We start from the raw sequence: 21259 nt of genomic DNA, 5'->3' as shown, positions 1-21259 counted from the left end.
TCGCTATTTTTGCAGCATATAATGCAGGTTCTTACAACTAACGCATTTCAAACATTCATAATCTCTCACTTTTCTCTAAATAATCTCTATGAGAAATCATCCTTTCCAAGGAACTGGCGTTGCCGTTGTCACTCCCTTCACCGAAGATGGTGAAGTGGACTTCTTTGCTCTGCGCGAACTCATCGAACGTTTGATTAGTGAAGGTGGAGTAGATTATCTCTGTGCTTTAGGAACTACAGCTGAAACTCCAACACTCAGTCAAGCGGAACGCGAAGCCATCACAGAAACCTTTGTAGATGTTGTGGCAGGACGTGTTCCTTTACTCTTAGGCTGTGGAGGTAACAACACGGGCGCAGTATGCGCATTCCTAGAGAACGCAGATTTTGACGGAATAGACGGAGTTCTCATCGTGACTCCCTATTATAACAAACCAACTCAAGAAGGATTATATCAGCATTATAAGGCCGTTGCACAATCTTCTCCCGTTCCAGTAGTTCTATACAACGTACCTGGAAGAACAGGAGTGAACATGACAGCTGAAACAACGTTACGTCTAGCGCATGACTTTGAAAATGTCGTTGCGATTAAGGAGGCGTCTGGCAAAATAGAACAAGTGGAAAGCATTTTGGCAGACAAACCCGATGGCTTCGATGTTATTAGTGGTGACGACTCTCTCACGTTTGAATTGGTGTCATTGGGAGCAGCAGGTGTTATTTCTGTTGTAGGCAATGCCTTCCCTGCAGAAATAACCTCCATGGTGAACGCACTTCGTGCTGATGACATCACAGAAGCACTACATATTCACCGCCATTTCCGCGATATTTTCCGACTAGCTTTTGTAGAAGGCAATCCAGCTGGCGTTAAATGTATGCTTGCGATACGTGAAGAAATCCAAGAAGTATTACGTTTACCCTTGCTTCCCGTTTCAAAAGATACTAAATCCAAAATATCAGAAGCCATTGTCGCATTCTCTCTATGACTTTATTCTCAAGAATTTCTAATAGTTTGCTAAGCATCGCCGTGGCGATGCTTTTTGCCATCCAAGGATATGCACAACTTTCTGCGCGTGACTTTGGAAACAGTCGTGGCAGACAATCCCAAAATCGTGACATATTCGGACATGCGCACGATAGTATTGATGGTAATACGGTACCTAAAGGGCGTTTTGTTTGGAATGTCGACAAACGCTTCGGAGAGGTGCGCCCTATAGAGCCAGATACCGTGCAACATCTCTTTCAAAACTCCAATCAAATGACTGGAGTTTACGGAAACTATAACTTTTTAGGTGGTCTAGGTTCGCCTCGTATCAATCGTATCTATAATGGTCAGCAGGATTTCATGATGGGTTCGCAATTTATTTTTGCAAAACCTTATAGTCTCTTCCTCTTTCCCACAGATAAGTTTGTATTCACTAACACAAAATCCCCTATCGCAGACCTTTACTATTATAGTTCGGGTGATAAAACAGATGGAGATGACCATTTTAAGGCACGATTTGCTACAAACATCAACAAAGAAGCGGGTATAGGCTTTGACATTGACTATCTTTATGCCCGTGGATTCTACCGCAATCAGAGTCATTCTTCTTTTGGTGCGACAGTTTACGGCAGCTATCGAGGTGATCAATATCAAATACACAGCCTTTATACTACGGGTTACATAAAGAACTTGGAAAATGGTGGTATAGAAGACGAAAACTATATTAGCAATCCTGAGAGTTTTCCCACCACTTATCGTCCTGCTGATATGCCAATGCGCTTAGAAGGCGTAAGAAACAATGTAAGTGTGGACAAAGCCTTCTTGACCCAAAGATACTCTTTTGGATTTTATGAGAAGACCGACTCAACCGGTAGGGTCGTGAGTCGAAGTCTTAAGGCGAAAGTAGATACAACCAGCGTTGCGAAGCTAACGCAAGTAGCAGGAAAGAACGGAAAAACAATACCAGACTCGTTGCTAATCACCAGATTCGTTCCTGTGGCTTCCATCATTCATACGGCTAATGTGGAGACAAACTATCGTACATTCACCTCACAGAGGAACATTGATAAGTATTTCATTAGCAACCCTTTCCTATCAGGGGAAGTTGCAAACGACAGTACGCACTATCTCTCTGTCCAAAACACGTTAGCTCTGGAGATGAGAGAGGGGTTCCGCAAATGGGTAAAGACGGGCATGATAGTTTTTGCCAAACATGAACTAGCTCGCTTCACACTTCCCAATACAAAAGGGACTTATGATGCGACAACAACAAACTATTTTACGTTGGGAGCTCAGTTACATCGCGCTCAGTCCAAACATTTTCGCTACAATGTATTAGGCGAAATGCGAACTACGGGTTCTGACTGGGGAGAGTTTAATGTAGAAGGACAAGCTGGTTTGCATTTTAAGCTTTGGGGAGATACTTTAGCTCTTGAGACAGGAGGATTCATAAGAAACGAGACTCCTGCATTCTACTACCAGACCTATCATTCTCGCTATGCTTGGTGGGATGAAAATCTCAATAAAATTTTTCGTGCTAGAGCAGAAGGAACATTATCTTTCCACAAAGCCAAGCTTAAGGTTGGCATAGAAAGCATCCAAAATTACGTCTATCTTCAAGAAACACAAGAAGATGGTGACAACGCAACCTTAGCCACACGAAAATATGGTGTAGAAGTAGGGCAGTCTTCCGATAATATCCAAGTGCTGTCTGCCACTTTATCCCATGCGCTGCGTTGGGGTATCCTAAATTGGGAGAATGAATGGACATTCCAACAGAGTTCTAATCGCGTTCTTCCCTTACCAAAGCTCAATGTCTGGAGCAATCTATTCTTAAGATTCCGTATTGCCAAAGTTCTAGACACAGAGTTTGGAGCTGATGTTCGATACTTTACTGAGTACTATGCTCCAGCTTATTCTCCTGCTATGGGAATGTTTGCTGTGCAAGCAACCACACACCGCACAAAGATTGGTAATTATCCCTGGATTAATGCCTATTTGAACTTCAAACTGAAGGGAGTCCGCTTCTACATTGCTTACAACCATGTCAACCAATCTGCAGGACGCTACTTCTTAGTACCTCATTATCCCACCAATCAGCGCATGCTACAGTTTGGTATTTGCTGGACCTTCTTTAACTAACCCCTAAGGCTTTTATTGAAATCCGACTAACTGGTCAAGTTTCACAAGTATTCTTTTCCTACTCTTTGTTTTTTCTGCATTATGATTCCATTCGTACACTTACATGTCCATTCCTATTATTCCATTCTCGATGGACAGGCATCAATTTCACGATTGGTGGACAAAGCCATTGCTGATGGCATGCGAGGAATGGCGTTAACAGACCACGGAAATATGATGGGGGTGAAGGATTTTTTCAATTACGTCCAAAAGAAAAAGGGTGGGGCAAGCAAAGATTTCAAAAAAGCTGAAGCACAACTCAAAGAACTCCAAGCAAAAGCACAAGAAGCTGGTACAGACCCATGCAGTGTTGTTCTAGATGACGGTAAAACATTAGCTGATGCCATGGCAGAAACAGAAAAAGCCATGGAAAAAGCTAAGCGTGTGATGGATTTTAAGCCCATTATTGGTTGCGAAATGTATTGTGCTCGTCGTACGAAGTTTGATAAAACTCTCAAAGAAGATCGAAGCGGTTGGCACTTGGTGGTTCTTGCTAAAAACGAAGTTGGCTATCATAACCTTGTTAAGCTAGTAAGTCGCGCTTGGGTGGACGGTTTCTACATGAAACCACGCACCGACAAGGCTGATTTAGAGCAATTCAAAGAAGGACTTATTATATCTTCTGCTTGTTTAGGTGGTGAGATTCCAAGAAAATTGCTCACTGGTGACGAAGAAGGCGCAGAAGAAGCCGTGATGTGGTTCAAAGAACGCTTCGGGGAAGACTATTATCTCGAACTGCAGCGCCACGAGGTCAAAGACCCAGCCCAGCGTGCCAATAGAGAAACCTATCCGCTACAACAAAAAGCGAATGAAGGTTTGTTGCGCTTGGCTAAGAAGTGCGGTGTAAAGTATATTTGCACCAACGATGCTCACTTTGTTGACGAAGATAATTCTGAAGCTCACGATTTGCTGATTTGTCTTTCTACGAACCATTTCGTTTCTGATCAGTCGCGTATGCTCTATTCTAAGCAAGAATGGTTTAAGACGCAAGCAGAGATGAATGAAATCTTCCATGATTTACCAGAAGCATTGGCAACAACGCAAGAAATAGTGGACAAGATAGAAGAATACTCCATCGATCACGGACCTATCATGCCGAACTTTGAGATTCCAGAGGACTTCGGCACAGAAGAAAGTTATAGAGAAAAGTATTCAGAAGCTGATTTATACGATGAGTTTACTCAAGATGAGAACGGAAATGTCGTAATTAGCCGCGAAGAAGGCGAAGCCAAGATCAAAAAACTCGGAGGTTACGACAAACTCTACCGTATTAAGCTGGAGGCTGACTACTTGTCTAAACTAGCTTATGAAGGAGCTTATTGGAGATACGGCAATCCCCTAGATGAAGAGACGGAAGCACGCATCAAATTTGAGTTGCACATCATGAAGACCATGGGTTTCCCGGGTTACTTTCTCATTGTGCAGGACTATATCAAAGTAGCTCGCAAAGAACTTGGTGTGTTGGTTGGTCCTGGTCGTGGTAGTGCAGCGGGAAGTGCTGTGGCTTATTGCTTACGCATCACGGATATTGACCCCATTAAATACGACTTGCTGTTTGAGAGATTCTTGAATCCCGACCGTATCTCTCTCCCTGATATCGATGTTGACTTTGACGATGATGGTCGTGGTCGCGTACTTCAATGGGTGACAGACAAATATGGAGCTGAGAAAGTAGCACATATCATCACGTATGGCACGATGGCTACAAAATTAGCAATTAAAGACGTCGCTCGCGTGTTGCAGCTTCCGCTGAGTGAATCTAACCGTTTGTGTAAACTCATCCCAGACAAGTTACCATCCGATGAGAATGGCAAGGTGCCCAAGATGAACCTTCCTAATGCAATAGCCGCAATCCCGGAGCTTCGCGAAGCAGAGGCGTCATCAGACCCTCTGATGCGTAATACCATCCGCTACGCAAAGATGCTGGAAGGAAATGTACGCAACACGGGAGTTCACGCATGTGGCATTATCATTTGTCGTGATGACATAACCGATTGGGTGCCTGTTTCTACAGCGACGGATAAAGAGTCTGGAGAAAAACTTCGCTGCACTCAGTACGAAGGCAGCGTGATTGAAGAAACCGGTCTCATCAAGATGGACTTCCTTGGTCTCAAGACGCTTTCCATCCTCCGTGAAGCTCTCGAAAATATCAAGCTGTCACTTGGAATAGAAGTGGACATTGACATGGTCTCCATCGAGGACCCTGCGACTTATGATCTTTATTGCGATGGTCGCACAATCGGGACCTTCCAGTTTGAGTCTCCGGGTATGCAGAAATACCTCCGCGAACTTCACCCCTCCACCTTTGAGGACTTGATTGCGATGAATGCTTTGTATCGTCCTGGTCCTATGGAGTATATCCCTCAGTTTATCAAACGTAAGCACGGGATTGAACCCATTACCTACGACCTCCCTTGCATGGAGAAATACCTCAAGGACACGTACGGCATCACGGTATATCAAGAGCAGGTGATGCTTTTGTCGCGTGAAATTGCTGACTTCACACGAGGTGAGAGTGATAACTTGCGTAAGGCAATGGGTAAAAAGCTTATTGACAAGCTAAACCACATGTACCCTAAGTTTGTTTCTGGCGGTGAAAAGCATGGGTATGCCTCTGAAACACTAGAGAAAATATGGAAAGACTGGACCGCTTTTGCGTCTTATGCCTTCAATAAGAGCCACGCGACCTGCTATTCTTGGGTAGCTTATCAAACTGCTTACCTTAAGGCAAACTTCCCCGCACAATATATGGCAGCAGTCATGAGCCGTGCTCTGGGAAACATCGCCGACCTCTCTAAGTTCCTTGCCGAAACAAAGGCAATGGGTATCGTCTGCAAGGGACCTGATGTCAACGAGAGCTTTAGGAAGTTCTCTGTTAGCCACACCGGAGATGTGCGTTTTGGACTCGCTGGTATTAAAGGACTGGGAGATAACGCTGTGCAAAGTATTATCGATGAGAGAGAAAAGAATGGAGTCTTCAAAGACCTATACGATTTCTTTGAGAGAGTGAACCTCAATGCATGCAATCGCAAAAACGTGGAGTGCCTAGTCTTGGCAGGAGCTTTTGACAGCTTTGAAAATTTCACTCGCGAACAATTCTTCGCCAAGAACGATTTAGGCTATACCTTCATTGAAACACTCATCAGCTATGGTCAACGCTTCCAACAAGAACAAGAAGAGATTCACAATAGTCTCTTTGGTGGAAGTGATGCTGTAGAGATAAGCAAACCAAAGTCCCCTGCGCTTTATGATAAATGGAGCGATTTGGAGCGACTAAACAAAGAAGGTGAGCTACTTGGCTTATATATCAGTGGACACCCCTTAGATGAGTACACCATTGTACTCAAGAATCTTTGCACACTCCAAATGGCCACCATAGATGATTTGAACCAATATCTCAATCAAGAGGTAACCATGGGAGGAATCGTGACACAAGCTAATGAGTTTATCTCAAAGCGCGGTAGTGCTTACGGTAAAATCCGTATCGAAGATTTCAGTGGAGCTGGTGAATTTCCTATCTTTGGTGATGCGTGGGCTCAATTTAAGGGGTACTTCTCCGTTGGCAACTCTGTTTTCATCACAGCCCGCATAGCTCCTCGCCGATGGGGAGACGGAGACCCCGACTTGCAACTCATGAAAGTTGATTGGTTGGCTGATGTCAAAGACAGAAAAGTGCAAAGCATCACTATCAATGCCAATCTTCATGCGATAGACGCTCCACTAGTTGCTGAGCTTTCCAACCTCGTAAGGAATAGTGAAGGGGATAGTGCGCTGAACTTCCACATTGTAGACCCAGAAAGCAATCAATATGTAACATTGAGTAGCCGCGAGTCACGCATCAACGTCACGCGAGAACTCATTAACTACATAGAATCTCACCCAGCTCTTAGCTACAAAATCAATTAAACCGACGATGATTCTCTTGTTATCTTAGGAAGAATGTCATTGTCTTTCACGAAGCATCCAACATAGTCAATGAGTCAGCCCAAACTGTCCATTCTCATCTGCACGATTAACGACCGAATCACAGCAGTTCCCGACATGCTACTTCCTCCCTGTGAGGAAGTATGCTATGTTGTTTCCATGCAATATACCGATGATTTGTTCTTAACACAAATACCTTCCCTGCTACATGAGCGGACAGACGTGCACCTTTATCCATATTTTGGTGCAGGACTCTCGGCGAATCGCAATCATGCTCTACGGCATTGTACCACCGAACTAGCTGTCATTGCAGATGATGATGCGCATTATTCTTTTGACTCCTTGAAGTCTGCAATACAATTAGCTGATGAGCACCCAGATATCGACATCTTTTGCCTTCAGGTAGTCCGAGAAGATGGAGAGCTCATTCGCTCTTATGCTTCCCGCTCCTTTGATTATGCAAATCAACCTAGAGGGAACTATTTTGCAAGTTGCGAGATTCTAATTCGCACAGATGCATCAGTACCGGCATTTGACGTGAGATTTGGACTTGGTGCTCCTTATTTAGGTTGTGGTGAAGAAGAAGTATTCCTGCACCAAGCGCATAAGCAAGGTGTGAATATCCGATATTTCCCACAAATCTTATGTAGAATTCCCATGACTCCTACAACAGGCAGTCAGTTTTTTACGAATCGTAAAGTTCGACACGCCAAAGGAGCAGTGCTTTATATGATGCATGGCTTGATAGGAAGCATATTACGCATTACACTCACAGCCATCCGATTGCCGAAAAACGTAGGTCGCCTGAAAATATGGTGGGATATGTTCTTGGGCATTCGATACATCTGGCAGAACCCCCTAAATGAAGGCATTGCAGACGATATTCCACTTGATTTTCAACCTATTGACATCACAAAACTTCCATGATAAGGAAAATTGTGACAAGAAAGTCTTATGGGACTTTGTCCTATCGCCAGAAATTATGTAACTTTGCTGTAACTCTTCTTTATAACGACAAACTACAAATCACAGATATTTCTTATGGAAAATCAAGAACTGATTACCCAATGTGCTACAGTAGCACAACAATGGCTTGACTCTCCCATCTACGATGAGGCTACTAAGCAAGAAGTGAAAGCCATGCTTGAAGCAGAAGATAAGACTCCCCTTATTGATTCGTTCTATCGCACGTTAGAATTTGGTACTGGCGGTCTCCGCGGTATTATGGGTGCAGGTACAAATCGTATGAATGTCTACGTTGTTGGTGCAGCGACACAAGGTTTAGCAAACTATCTTTTGAAGAACTTTGCTGATCGTAAAGAAATCTCTGTAGTTGTTGGTCACGACTGCCGCAACAACGGCCGTTTCTTTGCACAAACTGTAGCGAACGTCTTTTCAGCAAATGGTATCAAGGTATATCTTTTTGAAGACCTTCGCCCAACTCCTGAAGTGTCCTTTGCCATCCGTTACCTCGGTTGCCAATCTGGGGTAAACCTTACCGCATCACACAATCCCAAAGAATATAATGGTTATAAAGCCTATTGGGAAGACGGGGCTCAAGTGCTCGCTCCCCACGATAAAGGCATCATTGACGAAGTAAATAAAGTGCGCGTTGAGGATGTGAAGTTCAATGGAAATCCTGCACTCATCCAAACTATCGGTGCTGACATTGATGAAGCCTACTTGAAGGGAGTGAAAGAACTGAGCATTGATCCCGACGTTATTCAGCGTCAAAAGGATTTGAGCATCGTTTATACACCTCTTCATGGTGCTGGTCGCACTTTGATTCCTGCTGCTCTCAAGAGTTGGGGGTTTGAAAACGTGAACACTGTAGCCGAACAAATGGTGAAAGATGGAAACTTCCCCACGGTTGTATCCCCCAATCCCGAAAACGGCGAAGCGCTTACCCTTGCGCTCAACTTAGCTAAGAAGATTAATGCTGACATTGTGATGGCTTCAGACCCAGATGCGGACCGCGTGGGTATGGCCTGCAAGAACAATGAAGGAGAATGGGTACTTGTCGATGGTAACCAAACCTGCATGATTTTCCTTTACTACATCATTAAGAACCGCATTGCCATGGGCAAAATGAAGGGTGACGAATATGTGGTGAAGACTATTGTGACTACCGAGCTCATCAAAGCGATTGCCGACAAGAATAACGTGAAGATGTATGATGAATACACTGGATTTAAGTGGATTGCACGTGTGATTCGTCTTCTCGAAGGTAAGGAAACTTATATTGGTGGCGGTGAAGAAAGCTACGGCTTCATGGGACAAGACATCGTTCGTGACAAGGATGCTGTTTCAGCTTGCTGCCTTTTAGCTGAAATCTGCGCATGGGCAAAAGATCAAGGTAAGACCCTCTTCGACGTGCTCATGGACATCTACGTGGAATATGGCTTTGCTCTCAACCATACCATCAATGTTGTAAAGCCTGGTAAGAGTGGAGCAGACGAAATCAAGGCCATGATGGACGGTTTCCGTGCAAATCCTCCTAAGGAATTAGCCGGTTCTCCAGTCGTTGTTACCAAGGACTACAAAGTGCTTAAAGCTTTTGATGCTCAAGGTAACGCCACTGCACTTGATTTCCCTGAAACCAGCAACGTTCTACAGTGGTTTACTGAAGATGGTACAAAGGTGAGCGTGCGTCCTTCTGGCACAGAGCCCAAGATTAAGTTCTACATCGAAGTGCGTGGGGATATGGAATGTCCTAAGTGCTACAAGGCAGTACGTGCAGAAGCTATGAAGAAAGTTGATGCTGTACGAGAAAGTCTTGGTCTCTAATCTATTGATTTAGAAAAACTCTCAAATATTTGCCGCATTACTTCTTGATGGGAGTAATGCGGCTTTTTTCTTATGTCAAAAGTATATTGGATTGTCTTTTCAAAAGATCTGCTTTGGTTCACGGATCAAGGAGAACTTCCTGAAGATAGCGAGCTGCTTGCCTCTCTCTCATATAAAGAGAATGTGCGTAGAATGGAAAATGCAGGTGGTCAAAGTTTTCTGGGGGTGCAGCTTGCACCCGAATGTTTACCCAAGAATTGGAAGTTAGTACATTTGCGTCAAGCTTTCGAGCTCCTGTCTGCCAATGAATATAAAGTAGTATGCAAACTTAAGGAGCTGCTCCACTGGGATGAGGAACATCAGTTTTGCGGGAAATGTGCTCATAAGCTCAAGCAACTAACAGATATCTCCAAACAATGTCCTAATTGTGGCAGAGAATACTGGCCCTCCCCAAGTCCAGCTATGATTGTTCTAGTAGAAAAACCTTCAGAAGACGGAGTAAAGGATCATGATGAAGTGTTGATGATTCGCACCCACACTTTTCCCGGCAGTTTTCATAGCCTAGTTGCAGGCTATGTAGAGTCAAGTGAAACCTTGGAAGAGACTGTTAAACGAGAAGTTTTGGAAGAGACGGGTATTAGTATCAAGAATATTCGATATGTTGCTTCGCAGTCATGGCCCTTTCCCTTTGTACAAATGATTGGATTTCGTGCAGAATACGCAGACGGCACACTCCAACTACAAAAGGAGGAAATAGAAAGAGGTGGTTGGTTTCGCAGGAATAACTTGCCAGAATTGCCCGGTAAAATTAGTTTAGCTCGCAAGCTTATCGATCAATGGTTGAGAGAAGGAGAGTGATGGGCTCAGGTGATTACTAATCCTGTTTATGTTCACCCCGAAAAAAGTGGACAAATTCAGATGATAAACTAGACAGTGCATCATGCGTTTACTAACGGCTTAACTAGTGTATCAACTTATACTTTAATAGGTGCAATAGTTGTTTGCAGCACATCATCTGCAGATGTCTACGGAAATCCCCCCTTTTTTAGGGTATACTCTCTCAAGAATGCGTCAGAAAAGTCCGAGAGTTTTTGGAAAACCTCCGAGATAATTTTCAAAATCTCCGACATAACTCGAATTATCTCGGAGATTTTCCATAATTCGTCCCATCATCCTCGTTACAATCCCTCTTCTCTCTTTCACATACTCTAAGCAAAGCTTTCTGCTCTCAAATAATTCGATTTATGATCTTGGATTTCTAGAATTATTTTGCTAAATCTTGGATCTTACATTAGGCACCCTCCTAGTATACTCAAGTAAAAAATCGCACAAAAATCAGAACAACCCTTACGACCTATCGACTTTCTGTCAATAGTCATCAGTTTGGATGGAAAACTCGTGCTTTTTTCGTATATTTGCACTATAGTAGTTCTATTTGAAGATGTCCGGATTTAGCCTAATTTTCACAAGATTTGGATGACGACATAGATAGGTGGGTTATTAAACCTTTTACATAACCTTTGTAATCGTAGTCAAATTCATACAATATGTACAGCTCTTACTCCTAAAGGCTACTATATTAAGCAAGAAAAATCATATATAATCACAATATAATGGCAACAGTAGACGATAAAAAAATTATCTTCTCGATGGTTGGTCTCACGAAGACCATCAAACAGACGAATAAGACTATTCTCAAAAACATCTATCTTAGCTTCTTCTACGGAGCAAAGATTGGTATCATTGGTCTGAACGGTGCTGGTAAATCCACACTGATGAAGATCATTGCTGGATTAGACAATGACTATCAGGGCGAAGTCGTGTTCTCCCCTGGTTACTCTGTTGGGTACTTGGCACAGGAACCACACTTGGATGATGCTAAGACTGTAAGAGAAGTAGTACAAGAAGGAGTGCAACACGTAGTAGATGCTTTGGCTGAATACGAAGAAATCAATCAAAAGTTTGCGCTTCCTGAATACTACGAAGATGCAGATAAGATGAATGAACTTTTTGCGCGTCAAGGGGAACTACAAGATGTTATTGATGCAACCGATGCATGGAACCTAGACAGTCGCTTAGATCGTGCAATGGCTGCCTTGCATTGTCCTCCTGCAGACCAGAAGTGTGAGTTCCTTTCTGGAGGTGAGCGCCGCCGTGTTGCGCTTTGTCGTTTACTTCTCCAAAAGCCTGATGTGTTGCTTCTCGACGAACCTACCAACCACTTGGACGCAGAATCTATTGACTGGCTCGAACAACACTTGAATCAATATGAAGGTACGGTAATTGCCGTGACGCACGACCGTTATTTCTTGGATGATGTTGCCGGTTGGATTCTGGAATTAGACCGTGGCGAAGGAATTCCTTGGAAGGGTAATTACACCTCTTGGCTCGAACAAAAGTCAAAGCGCATGGAAATGGAAGAAAAAGTAGCTTCCAAACGTCGCAAGACTCTTGAGCGCGAGCTTGAGTGGGTGCGCATGGCTCCAAAGGCACGTCAAGCTAAGGGTAAAGCACGTTTGAACTCATACGACAAGTTGCTCAATGAAGACCAAAGAGAGAAGGAACAACATTTGGAGATTTACATCCCCAATGGTCCACGTCTTGGAAACAAGGTCATCGAAGCTCAGCATGTTGCTAAGGCTTACGGTGAAAAGACCCTCTTCGGTGATTTGAACTTTGCCCTTCCTCCTAACGGCATTATCGGTGTTATTGGACCTAATGGCGCAGGTAAGACGACACTCTTCCGCCTTATCATGGGCCTTGAACAAGCCGATAACGGAACATTCGAAGTGGGAGAGACCGTAAAGTTGAGCTATGTAGATCAACAACACAAGGACATCGATCCCAACAAGAGTGTCTACGAGGTGGTTTCACAAGGTAGTGAGCTTATGCGCATGGGAGGCCGTGACATCAATGCGCGTGCTTACCTTTCTCGCTTCAACTTCTCAGGTGCCGACCAAGAGAAGAAATGTGGTGTTCTATCCGGTGGTGAACGCAACCGTTTGCACCTTGCACTTGCACTCAAGCAAGAAGGTAACGTGCTTCTCTTGGACGAACCAACCAATGATATAGACGTAAATACATTGCGTGCATTGGAAGAAGGTTTGGAAGCTTTTGCTGGATGTGCTGTAGTTATTAGCCACGACCGCTGGTTCCTCGACCGTATTTGTACCCACATTTTGGCCTTTGAAGGTGACGGTAATGTATTCTTCTTTGAAGGTTCCTATTCTGACTACGAAGTGCACAAGGCGAAGCGTCTCGGAACGGAAGAACCTAAGCGCATTCGTTACCGCAAACTTGAAGACTAAAGCAACAAACTTTCGTTTATTGCCGTCTTGTTCAACGGCTCATGTGGAGGAGTAGAGTAGGTAATGCTGATGGCAGCCCAGAATAAGGCTAAGGCTTTTTTCTCGTTACTTAAACATATACCTCTATTTTTCCATTTGGACATATAAATTCCCCTGAATCTAAGTTGATTCAGGGGAATTTTACTTTGTATTCTGTGTTTGTACCTACAAAACTATTTAGAGAAATCCAGAATCATTACCCCCCTAGGCTCTAAGGTGAGCTCTTTATCCCAAGAGGTTGGTTGTTGAGAAAAGACATCGTAAGCCGTTTTTGATGGGAACACTTCAGAATAGTGAGTAAGATTGAGGGTACGCGCTTCTTTCTTACCATTGATAATAACAACTACATGCCGTTCCTTGGAAGTTCGTGCATAAACGTAGACGCCGTTTTGCACTGTAAACTGTGTAAGTTTGCCTTCTGATAATGCTGTATTGCCTTTGCGCCACTGAAGCAAACGACGTGTAAAGTCAAAGTATGCTGTTTGCAGGCTATCTCTTCCTTCTGCAGTAAAAGCATTAGTCTGTCCGTCCGCAAATCCACCAGGGAAGTTGGCACGCATCGCTCCATCACCTTTGTCGTGATTCGCAGCCATGCCAATTTCATCGCCATAGTATAACTGAGGAATTCCTCTTTGGGTAAGCAACAAAGTGAGAGCTTGTTGATAACGTCGCAAGTCTTTAGCTTGTTCTGGCGTTGAAGAGAAACGATTGGTGTCATGATTGTCCAAGAAAGTAAGCAGATGCATTGGATCTGCGTAGATAAAATCTTGAGATAGTAGATTATATATTTTAGCCAATCCGTTGTCCCAGTCGTCAGTCTCCTCGTTGACAGCTTGTTGCAAAGCATACATTAGAGGGAAGTCCATGACGGTCTTCAGGTGAGTATTGCGTGGTGATGCAAGTTTACTATCTTTTTGCCAATAGCTTACACTTACATTGTTGTTAATCCACGTTTCACCTACGATGTTGAAGCCTGGATACTCGCGCTCCATACGCTGGTTCCAAGTAGCCATTGCTTCGAAATCAGCATACGGATAGGTGTCTTGACGAATTCCATCGATATCCGCAAACTCTGTCCACCAGATTGATGCTTGAATTAAGTAGGTTTGTACGGCTGGATTGCGCTGATTGAGGTCGGGCATGTTTTTTACAAACCAACCATCTTGTGCAAGGAGTCTCTCGCGCTTAGCAGCATAAGGGTCAGTAAGCGTTGCTAGTCTGTAGTTGGTTTGTTCATATTGGCTATTGAAGTTGAACCAATCGTCGGCAGGTCTATCTCGAAAGAGAAAATTCTCGCTACCGCAGTGATTAAACACCCAGTCCATGATAAACTTGATTCCATGATGATGACAATCTGCTACCAACGCCTTGAACTCATTGTTGGTTCCCATACGTGGGTCAATTTGATAGTAATCAGTAATGGCGTATCCATGATAGGTATGGCTTGGCATATCATTGATGAGCATAGGAGTTGGCCAAATAGCTGTCACTCCCAAATCCTGCAAGTAGGGAAGTTTGCTTCGAAGTCCTGCAATATCTCCACCATGTCGTGCATCTGGATTCTTGAGGTCTGTCTTGGGTTCTTTAAGTCCTGGGACATTGTTTAATTTAGCGTTTCCATTTGCAAAACGGTCTGGCATAAGCAAGTAAACAACATCTGAAGCATCAAAGGCTGTACGGCTTAGTTTTTGCCTCGGCTCAAGCGTATAGGGTAGGGACTTGCGAACTTTCTTACCTTCTTTAAGTAGAATCTGAAATGTTTGTGGTTGAGCAGAACGCGTATCTACGTAGAGAAAGAGATAATTTGCATTTGATACGCGCTCTGTTCTGAGAAGCTTTACCCCTTGTGCACGAAGCTCGGGTTCGAATTGGGCGACATTGTCACCATGAATCATGATTTGCAACTCTGGTTGCGCCATGCCAACCCACCAATTAAGTGGATGAACGTGCTGGATGTTCACTGTGGCTCCATGCATACCTAGCAATGAAAAGGCACAGCCTACAAGAAAAGAAAATAGCTTTTTCATGGGTGATTTGGATTAAAACAAACACTCCCTCTCTGGAAACTTCAGAGAGGGAGCGATAATTATCGATGAAATGCGTATTAGCCTCCGAAGTCGTCGAAGGAAATCATGTCACGCTCCACACCAAGGCTGTCGAGGAGATCAAGTACGGTCTTAGACATCATAGGAGGTCCGCAGAGATAGTACTCAATATCTTCGGGAGCTTCATGTGCCTTGAGGTAAGTGTCACCCATTACAGGGGCAATGAAACCAGCAGTGTACTTCACTCCGAGGCTATCAGCCTTAGGGTCTGGACGGTCAAGGGCAAGATGGAAGTGGAAGTTTGGGAAATCACGTTCAAGTTGAAGGAAGTCTTCCAAGAAGAACACTTCGTCAATGGCACGTGCACCATAGAAGTAGTGCATTTCACGGTCACGCACATTTTTTGTCTTGAGCAAGTGCATGATTTGTGCACGAAGTGGAGCCATACCAGCGCCACCGCCTACCCAAATCATCTCACGCTTTGAATTGTAACGTGGGTGGAAATCACCATAAGGACCACTCATTGTTACCTTATCACCCGGTTTTAAGCTGAAGATATAGGAAGATGCGATACCAGGAGGTACGTCCATAAAGCCAGGACCTTGGTCTTTTGGCTTGAAGGGTGGAGTAGCGATACGAACCGTAAGTGTGATAATGTCACCTTCATCGGGATAGTTCGCCATTGAATAGGCACGAATGGTAGCTTCCTCGTTAGTGCACTTTAGACCTAAGAGACCGAACTTTTCCCATGCAGGAAGATAAAGGTCTCCGATGAGACTTTTGTCAAAATCCTTGTCATAGTCAATTGAAAATGTAGGGATTTTGATTTGTGCATACGAGCCAGGCTCAAAGTCCATGTGCTCACCGGGAGGGAGTTGCACCTTGAATTCTTTGATAAAGGTAGCCACATTGCGGTTGCCAATAACGGTGCACTCCCATTCCTTGACGCCCATTACGCTTTCAGGAACTTTGACACCCATATCGCCTTTTACCTTAGCTTGGCAACCCAAACGCCAGTTGTCTTTGATTTCCTTGCGAGAGAAGTGGGGTTTCTCTGAGTCGAGGATTTCGCCACCGCCTTCGGGAATTTGACAACGGCATTGACCGCATGAACCCTTACCGCCACATGCAGAAGAAAGGTAGATGCCATTCTCAGAAAGTGTGGTAAGTACGCTACTACCTTGCTCTACTTCGATTGTTTCCTTACCGTTGATTGTGAGGTTCACCTTGCCCGAAGGGGAGAGATAACGCTTCGCAACGAGCAGGATCGCCACCAACACGAGGATCACCACGAAGAAGACGGCAATACTGATTAGAATAAATTTCGTATCCATTGGAGATTCGTAATGAACTGTTAGATTTTAAGACCAGAGAAGCACATGAAGGCCATTGCCATCAAGCCTACCGTGATGAAGGTAATACCTAGACCTTGGAGAGGCTTGGGTACATCAGTGTAAGCCATCTTCTCACGAATAGCAGCAAGTGCAGTGATTGCAAGCAACCAACCGATACCAGAACCTAGTGCATAGGCGATTGCGTCCCAAACACTTGCTATTGCCTGCGTAGAAGTAGCTGGATCCATAAGGATTCTTTGCTGCATGAAAAGAGAAGCTCCCATGATAGCGCAGTTTACTGCGATTAGTGGCAAGAAAATACCCAGGGCAGAGTAGAGTGAAGGAGAGAAACGTTCTACAGCCATTTCAACCAACTGAGTGATACCTGCGATAACAGCGATAAACAGAATAAATGAGAGGAAGCTCAAGTCCACACCAGGAACAAGGGCATCAGGGTTTAGCACATAAACCTGCAAGAGGTAGTCAACAGGAACTGTAACGAGGAGCACGAAAGTAACAGCAACCCCAAGTCCCAACGCTGTTTTTACGTTCTTCGATACAGCCAAGTAGGAGCACATACCCAAGAAGAACGCGAAAATCATATTGTCCACAAAGATGGAACGGACAAATAGACTCAATAGATGTTCCATTGTTTATTTGTTTTGTATGGAATTACACATTACTTATTTGGACTTCTTACGGTCATTGATTGCACGATGCGCCCAAACGACGCAGCCACAGATAATCAACGCCATTGCAGGCATCGTCATCATACCATTGTGGAAGAAATCGCTCTGATCAAGCAGAGGTATCTTATGACCTAGAATGGATGCCGAACCAAGAACTTCGCGAACAAATCCTACCACAACAAGGATCCATGCGTAGCCCAAGCCGTTACCAATACCATCGAGGAAAGAAGGCCAGGGACTATTCATCATAGCAAAGGCTTCGAGACGTCCCATCAAGATGCAGTTGGTAATGATCAAACCGACATACACGGAGAGTTGCACACTTACATCATAGGCGAAAGCCTTGAGCACTTGGCTCACAATAGTAACAAGCGCAGCAACTACTACGAGTTGCACGATGATACGAATGCGTGATGGAATAGTATTACGGATCAGTGAGATAATCACATTGGAGAAAGCCGTAATAACAGTCACCGACAAACCCATAACAATGGCTGGTTCTAGCTGAGAAGTCACAGCCAACGCGGAACAAATACCCAGTACTTGCGACACGATTGGGTTGTCGAGATTAAGAGGAGCTTTGAGAACCTCTTGATTGCGCTTTGAAAAAAGACTCATAATGGTTTGTCCTCTAAATTATTTGTGATTAGCACTAAAAAACTTCTGATAGGGGAGTAGACTTGTTTGGAACATTTCGCTAACTCCATTACTTGTCAAAGTAGCTCCAGTGATTGCATCAACCTCATGTTCGGGATTTTCAATCTTTTTGCTGAGAACCAAAGCTACCTTTTGGAAGGTACTATCAGAGAAAGCCTTTTTGCCAACAAACTTCTCTTGGAATTCTTCTTCTACAATACGAGCTCCGAGACCTGCAGTCTCACTTTCGTGAGTGAAGTATGAGCCAAACACTGTATCAAAGTCTTTCTTAAGAGCAAGATAACCTGAAATACCGCCCCAAAGTCCACGGCCATAGAGTGGAACAACGTAGATGGTGTCGTTGTTAACCTTGGCTACATAGAGAGGAAGCTTTTTATCAGCAGGATTCTTAGCGGTGATATCTTTGCTTTCTACATCAAAACCGCCATCTTCTTTGATCACTTGACCGTTTGCGTCCAAGATAAGATCATGAAGAATCACTTTGTTATATTCGCCAGTCACATCATCTACATTACGGATGTTGAGCGACGAGAGAATTTGTCCGCGTTTGTCATTGGCAACATTTGCTTCTTGTGGAGCTTTGAGCACAGAGGCAACAAAAGCCAACAAGAAAGCTGCAATGATTACCATAACTGACGCATAGACAATCGTATAGACGTTGCTATTGGTATTGAATTTCATAATCGTGATGTCGAGAGATTACTTTTTCACGCGTGCAAGGCGCTTATTAATATTGCGTTGTACCACGAAGTAGTCAATGAGAGGAGCAAACATATTCATGAAAAGAATTGCAAGCATCATACCTTCGGGATAACCAGGATTCAAGACACGGATGGTAATCGCCAAAGCACCGATGATGAAACCATAGATATATTTACCAGTCTCTGTGCGAGCACTAGTCACAGGGTCCGTTGCCATGAAAACAGCACCGAAAGCGAAACCACCCAAGCACAAGTGTTGAGCCACACCCAAATGAGCAACTGCATTGTCTGCTGCACCAAATGCATTGAACAATGCTGCTACAAGGGCTCCACCAACAAAGACGCTAAGTATAATGCGCCAAGAAGCGATACGAGTCCAAAGCAGAATTGCAGCACCAATCATGATAGCGATGAAAGAAGTCTCACCAATAGAACCTGGCATCATGCCAGTGAGCATATCACTGAAGGTAGAAGTAATCTGATGTCCAGCTCCAGCTTGTCCAAGTGGAGTAGCAGCTGTGAAACCATCTGCGAGTTTATTACCTAGACCTAGCACTTGTTCGGTGCTAACCCAGACAGCATCACCACTCATCTTTGTGGGCCATGCAAAAAAGAGGAATGCACGAGCTACAAGTGCGGGGTTAAAGATGTTCATACCGGTGCCTCCGAAGATCTCTTTTGCAAAGATAACGGAGAATGCAACGGCTACTGCAAGCATCCAGAGTGGAGTTCCCACAGGCACAACAAGAGGAATGAGCATACCAGAAACCAGATAACCTTCTTGAATTTCCTCGTTCTTCCATTGAGCAACAACGAACTCGATACCAAGGCCCACAGCATAGCTCACTACAATTTTGGGAAGCATCACAGCAAGTCCATAGAGGAACATCGTAAAGCAAGAAGCCTCTACGCCAGCATGAGTGTAGTTCTGGTAACCAATATTGAACATACCCACTAAAAGTGCGGGAATCAGCGCGATTACCACGAAACTCATGATGCGCTTTGAGTCAATGGAGTCGTGAACACTCACACCGCTCTTTGAAGTTGCGTTAGGGACCAACGCAAACGTTTCCATTCCGTCGTAAACACTACGAAGTGCCTGGAGTTTACCTCCTGGTTCGAAGAGTGGACGAATGGTGTCGAAAAACTTTTTAATCATAAAAGTAATACTATATACTAAGCATTTTCTTTGCGAAGTATCTCGAGACCTTCGCGAACGATGCGTTGGAGTTCTTGTTTAGAGGAGCAAACAAACTCTGCTGGTGCAAAGTCCTCAGGTGCAACCTCGTAGATACCAAGTGCTTCTTGTTGGTCAATGTCACCGGTAATGATAGCTTTCACCAAATAGGAAGGATAAATATCCATAGGGAACACACTTTCATATTCTCCCGACATGATCATGTGTCGATGACCTCCTTTAATACGGCTATCAAGGTTGTATTCCTTCTTACCCAGCAACCAAGAGAAGTAGCTACGATTAACAGAGAACTGATTAAAACGTGGGCAAATCCAGCCCAAAACTTCGTTGATGTCGTCCCCTTCAGGGATTGCAGTAACTTCTGTCACGTGAGCTCCCAAGAAGTCCTCAAGTGAAGTTTTTTCGCCTACAAGAGGATTACCATTGATAATGCGTATATTGTGATTGGAAGGCTTGAGATTATCTGCTAAAACATCAGAGAGCTTGGCGCCTATTTTCACTTTCACATATTGTGGAGTAGCCACTTCGCTACCTGCAACTGCAATAGTGCGGGTAAAATCAACCTGTCCCGTACGCAATAAACGACCAATTACAATTACAAGTTCAGGAGATAGGGTCCAAACAACCTCACCTTTGTTTACAGGGGCTATTTTGTTGATTTGAACACCGACATTACCTGCTGGATTCAAGCCTTTGAAGCATGCTACATCTACGTTATTTGCCTCAATAGGGAGGAGCTTCGTGTTAAGCTGTTCAGGATTTACACCTACATGTACTTTGGCAATATGAGCTAATGCCGCGATACCTGCTTTGAAATCTTCTTCTTGACCAGCAGCAACAAAGGAAAAGTCGGCAGCCAAGGGCATTGACGAAAATGCACTTACAAAGATGTCGCGGGGAGCAACATCTGGTGAAGGCACAACGTCATAGGGACGTTGACGAAGGTATGCGAAAAGTCCACTCTCCAACAAGAGAGCTGTTATATTTTCAGCATTTCGTTGGTTAGAAGCTGGGATTTCAAAAGTTTTTGCAGCTTGTACACTATCGGGTTGTATGCGAATGCTGAGCAACTTGCGACGATCACCGCGCTCCACATTCGTCACTATACCACTGACGGGTGCAACAAACTTAACTTTCTCCGTTGCTTTGTCCACAAATAAGGGAGTTCCAGCGAGCACTGCAACTCCTTCTTTCACAAGAACTTTAGGAGTCACTCCTAAAAAGTCAAGTGGACGCAACGCATACTCCGACGAGGGCTTAGCCTCTACTACTGAATGCTGGGCTTCGCCAGTCAGCCGGAGGTCGAGTCCTCTTTTAATCTTATAAATATCCATAGATGCGATTGAAATTTTAGCGCAAAATTAAGTAGAAACCCAGAAACTACCAAGCATTTCAATGCATTTCTGTGCTTTTAGAAG

General features: G+C 44.1%; 14 protein-coding genes. 7 read left to right on the top strand and 7 right to left on the bottom strand.

The window, feature by feature from the left end:
• Positions 1-88 precede the first annotated feature (88 nt).
• The 7 genes from dapA (at position 89) to ettA (ending at position 13178) form a co-directional block, all read left to right on the top strand.
• The gene (gene dapA, locus BQ2633_RS01385) at positions 89-979 is read left to right on the top strand and encodes a 4-hydroxy-tetrahydrodipicolinate synthase (RefSeq protein WP_075564681.1); all 891 of its coding nucleotides are present in this window, start codon (positions 89-91) and stop codon (positions 977-979) included.
• Positions 976-3120, top strand: a complete 2145-nt coding sequence (locus BQ2633_RS01380) for a putative porin (protein WP_083233891.1) — start codon at positions 976-978, stop codon at positions 3118-3120. Before dapA ends, BQ2633_RS01380 begins: the two co-directional genes overlap by 4 nt.
• Positions 3121-3201: 81 nt before the next feature.
• Entirely contained in the window at positions 3202-7065 is a 3864-nt protein-coding gene (gene dnaE, locus BQ2633_RS01375) for a DNA polymerase III subunit alpha (RefSeq protein WP_075564679.1), read from the top strand.
• 69 nt (positions 7066-7134) lie between these two features.
• Positions 7135-8010 carry a glycosyltransferase gene (locus BQ2633_RS01370; RefSeq protein ID WP_075564678.1) on the top strand — a complete coding sequence of 292 codons (876 nt, stop codon included), beginning with the start codon at positions 7135-7137 and terminating at the stop codon, positions 8008-8010.
• 114 nt (positions 8011-8124) lie between these two features.
• Positions 8125-9870 carry a phospho-sugar mutase gene (locus BQ2633_RS01365; protein WP_075564677.1) on the top strand — a complete coding sequence of 582 codons (1746 nt, stop codon included), beginning with the start codon at positions 8125-8127 and terminating at the stop codon, positions 9868-9870.
• Positions 9871-9942: 72 nt separating this feature from the next.
• A complete protein-coding gene (gene nudC, locus BQ2633_RS01360; protein ID WP_075564676.1) occupies positions 9943-10728 on the top strand; it encodes an NAD(+) diphosphatase in 786 nt (261 codons plus the stop codon).
• 755 nt (positions 10729-11483) lie between these two features.
• Positions 11484-13178, top strand: coding sequence for an energy-dependent translational throttle protein EttA (gene ettA / locus BQ2633_RS01355; protein WP_075564675.1), 1695 nt, complete (start codon positions 11484-11486; stop codon positions 13176-13178).
• Positions 13179-13390: 212 nt separating this feature from the next.
• Here ettA and BQ2633_RS01350 read toward each other — a convergent pair whose 3' ends face one another.
• The 7 genes from BQ2633_RS01350 to BQ2633_RS01320 form a co-directional block, all read right to left on the bottom strand.
• Positions 13391-15244 carry a glycoside hydrolase family 13 protein gene (locus BQ2633_RS01350; protein WP_075564674.1) on the bottom strand — a complete coding sequence of 618 codons (1854 nt, stop codon included), beginning with the start codon at positions 15242-15244 and terminating at the stop codon, positions 13391-13393.
• 77 nt (positions 15245-15321) lie between these two features.
• The gene (nqrF, locus tag BQ2633_RS01345) at positions 15322-16596 is read right to left on the bottom strand and encodes an NADH:ubiquinone reductase (Na(+)-transporting) subunit F (RefSeq protein WP_075564673.1); all 1275 of its coding nucleotides are present in this window, start codon (positions 16594-16596) and stop codon (positions 15322-15324) included.
• 20 nt (positions 16597-16616) lie between these two features.
• Entirely contained in the window at positions 16617-17246 is a 630-nt protein-coding gene (nqrE, locus tag BQ2633_RS01340) for an NADH:ubiquinone reductase (Na(+)-transporting) subunit E (RefSeq protein WP_075564672.1), read from the bottom strand.
• A 33-nt stretch (positions 17247-17279) separates the two neighbouring features.
• Positions 17280-17903, bottom strand: a complete 624-nt coding sequence (locus tag BQ2633_RS01335) for an NADH:ubiquinone reductase (Na(+)-transporting) subunit D (protein ID WP_009437798.1) — start codon at positions 17901-17903, stop codon at positions 17280-17282.
• Between the two features lie 18 nt (positions 17904-17921).
• Positions 17922-18623, bottom strand: a complete 702-nt coding sequence (gene nqrC / locus BQ2633_RS01330; RefSeq protein WP_075564671.1) for an NADH:ubiquinone reductase (Na(+)-transporting) subunit C — start codon at positions 18621-18623, stop codon at positions 17922-17924.
• Positions 18624-18641: 18 nt separating this feature from the next.
• A complete protein-coding gene (locus tag BQ2633_RS01325) occupies positions 18642-19802 on the bottom strand; it encodes an NADH:ubiquinone reductase (Na(+)-transporting) subunit B (RefSeq protein WP_075564670.1) in 1161 nt (386 codons plus the stop codon).
• Positions 19803-19819: 17 nt separating this feature from the next.
• On the bottom strand, positions 19820-21175 hold the full coding sequence (locus BQ2633_RS01320; protein ID WP_075564669.1) for a Na(+)-translocating NADH-quinone reductase subunit A: 1356 nt from the start codon (positions 21173-21175) through the stop codon (positions 19820-19822).
• Between the last annotated feature and the right edge of the window lie 84 nt (positions 21176-21259).

It is taken from the genome of Ihuprevotella massiliensis (genome assembly GCA_900095835.1).
In the GTDB taxonomy this organism is placed as follows: domain Bacteria; phylum Bacteroidota; class Bacteroidia; order Bacteroidales; family Bacteroidaceae; genus Alloprevotella; species Alloprevotella massiliensis.
This window is presented reverse-complemented; position numbering and strand designations above follow the sequence as displayed.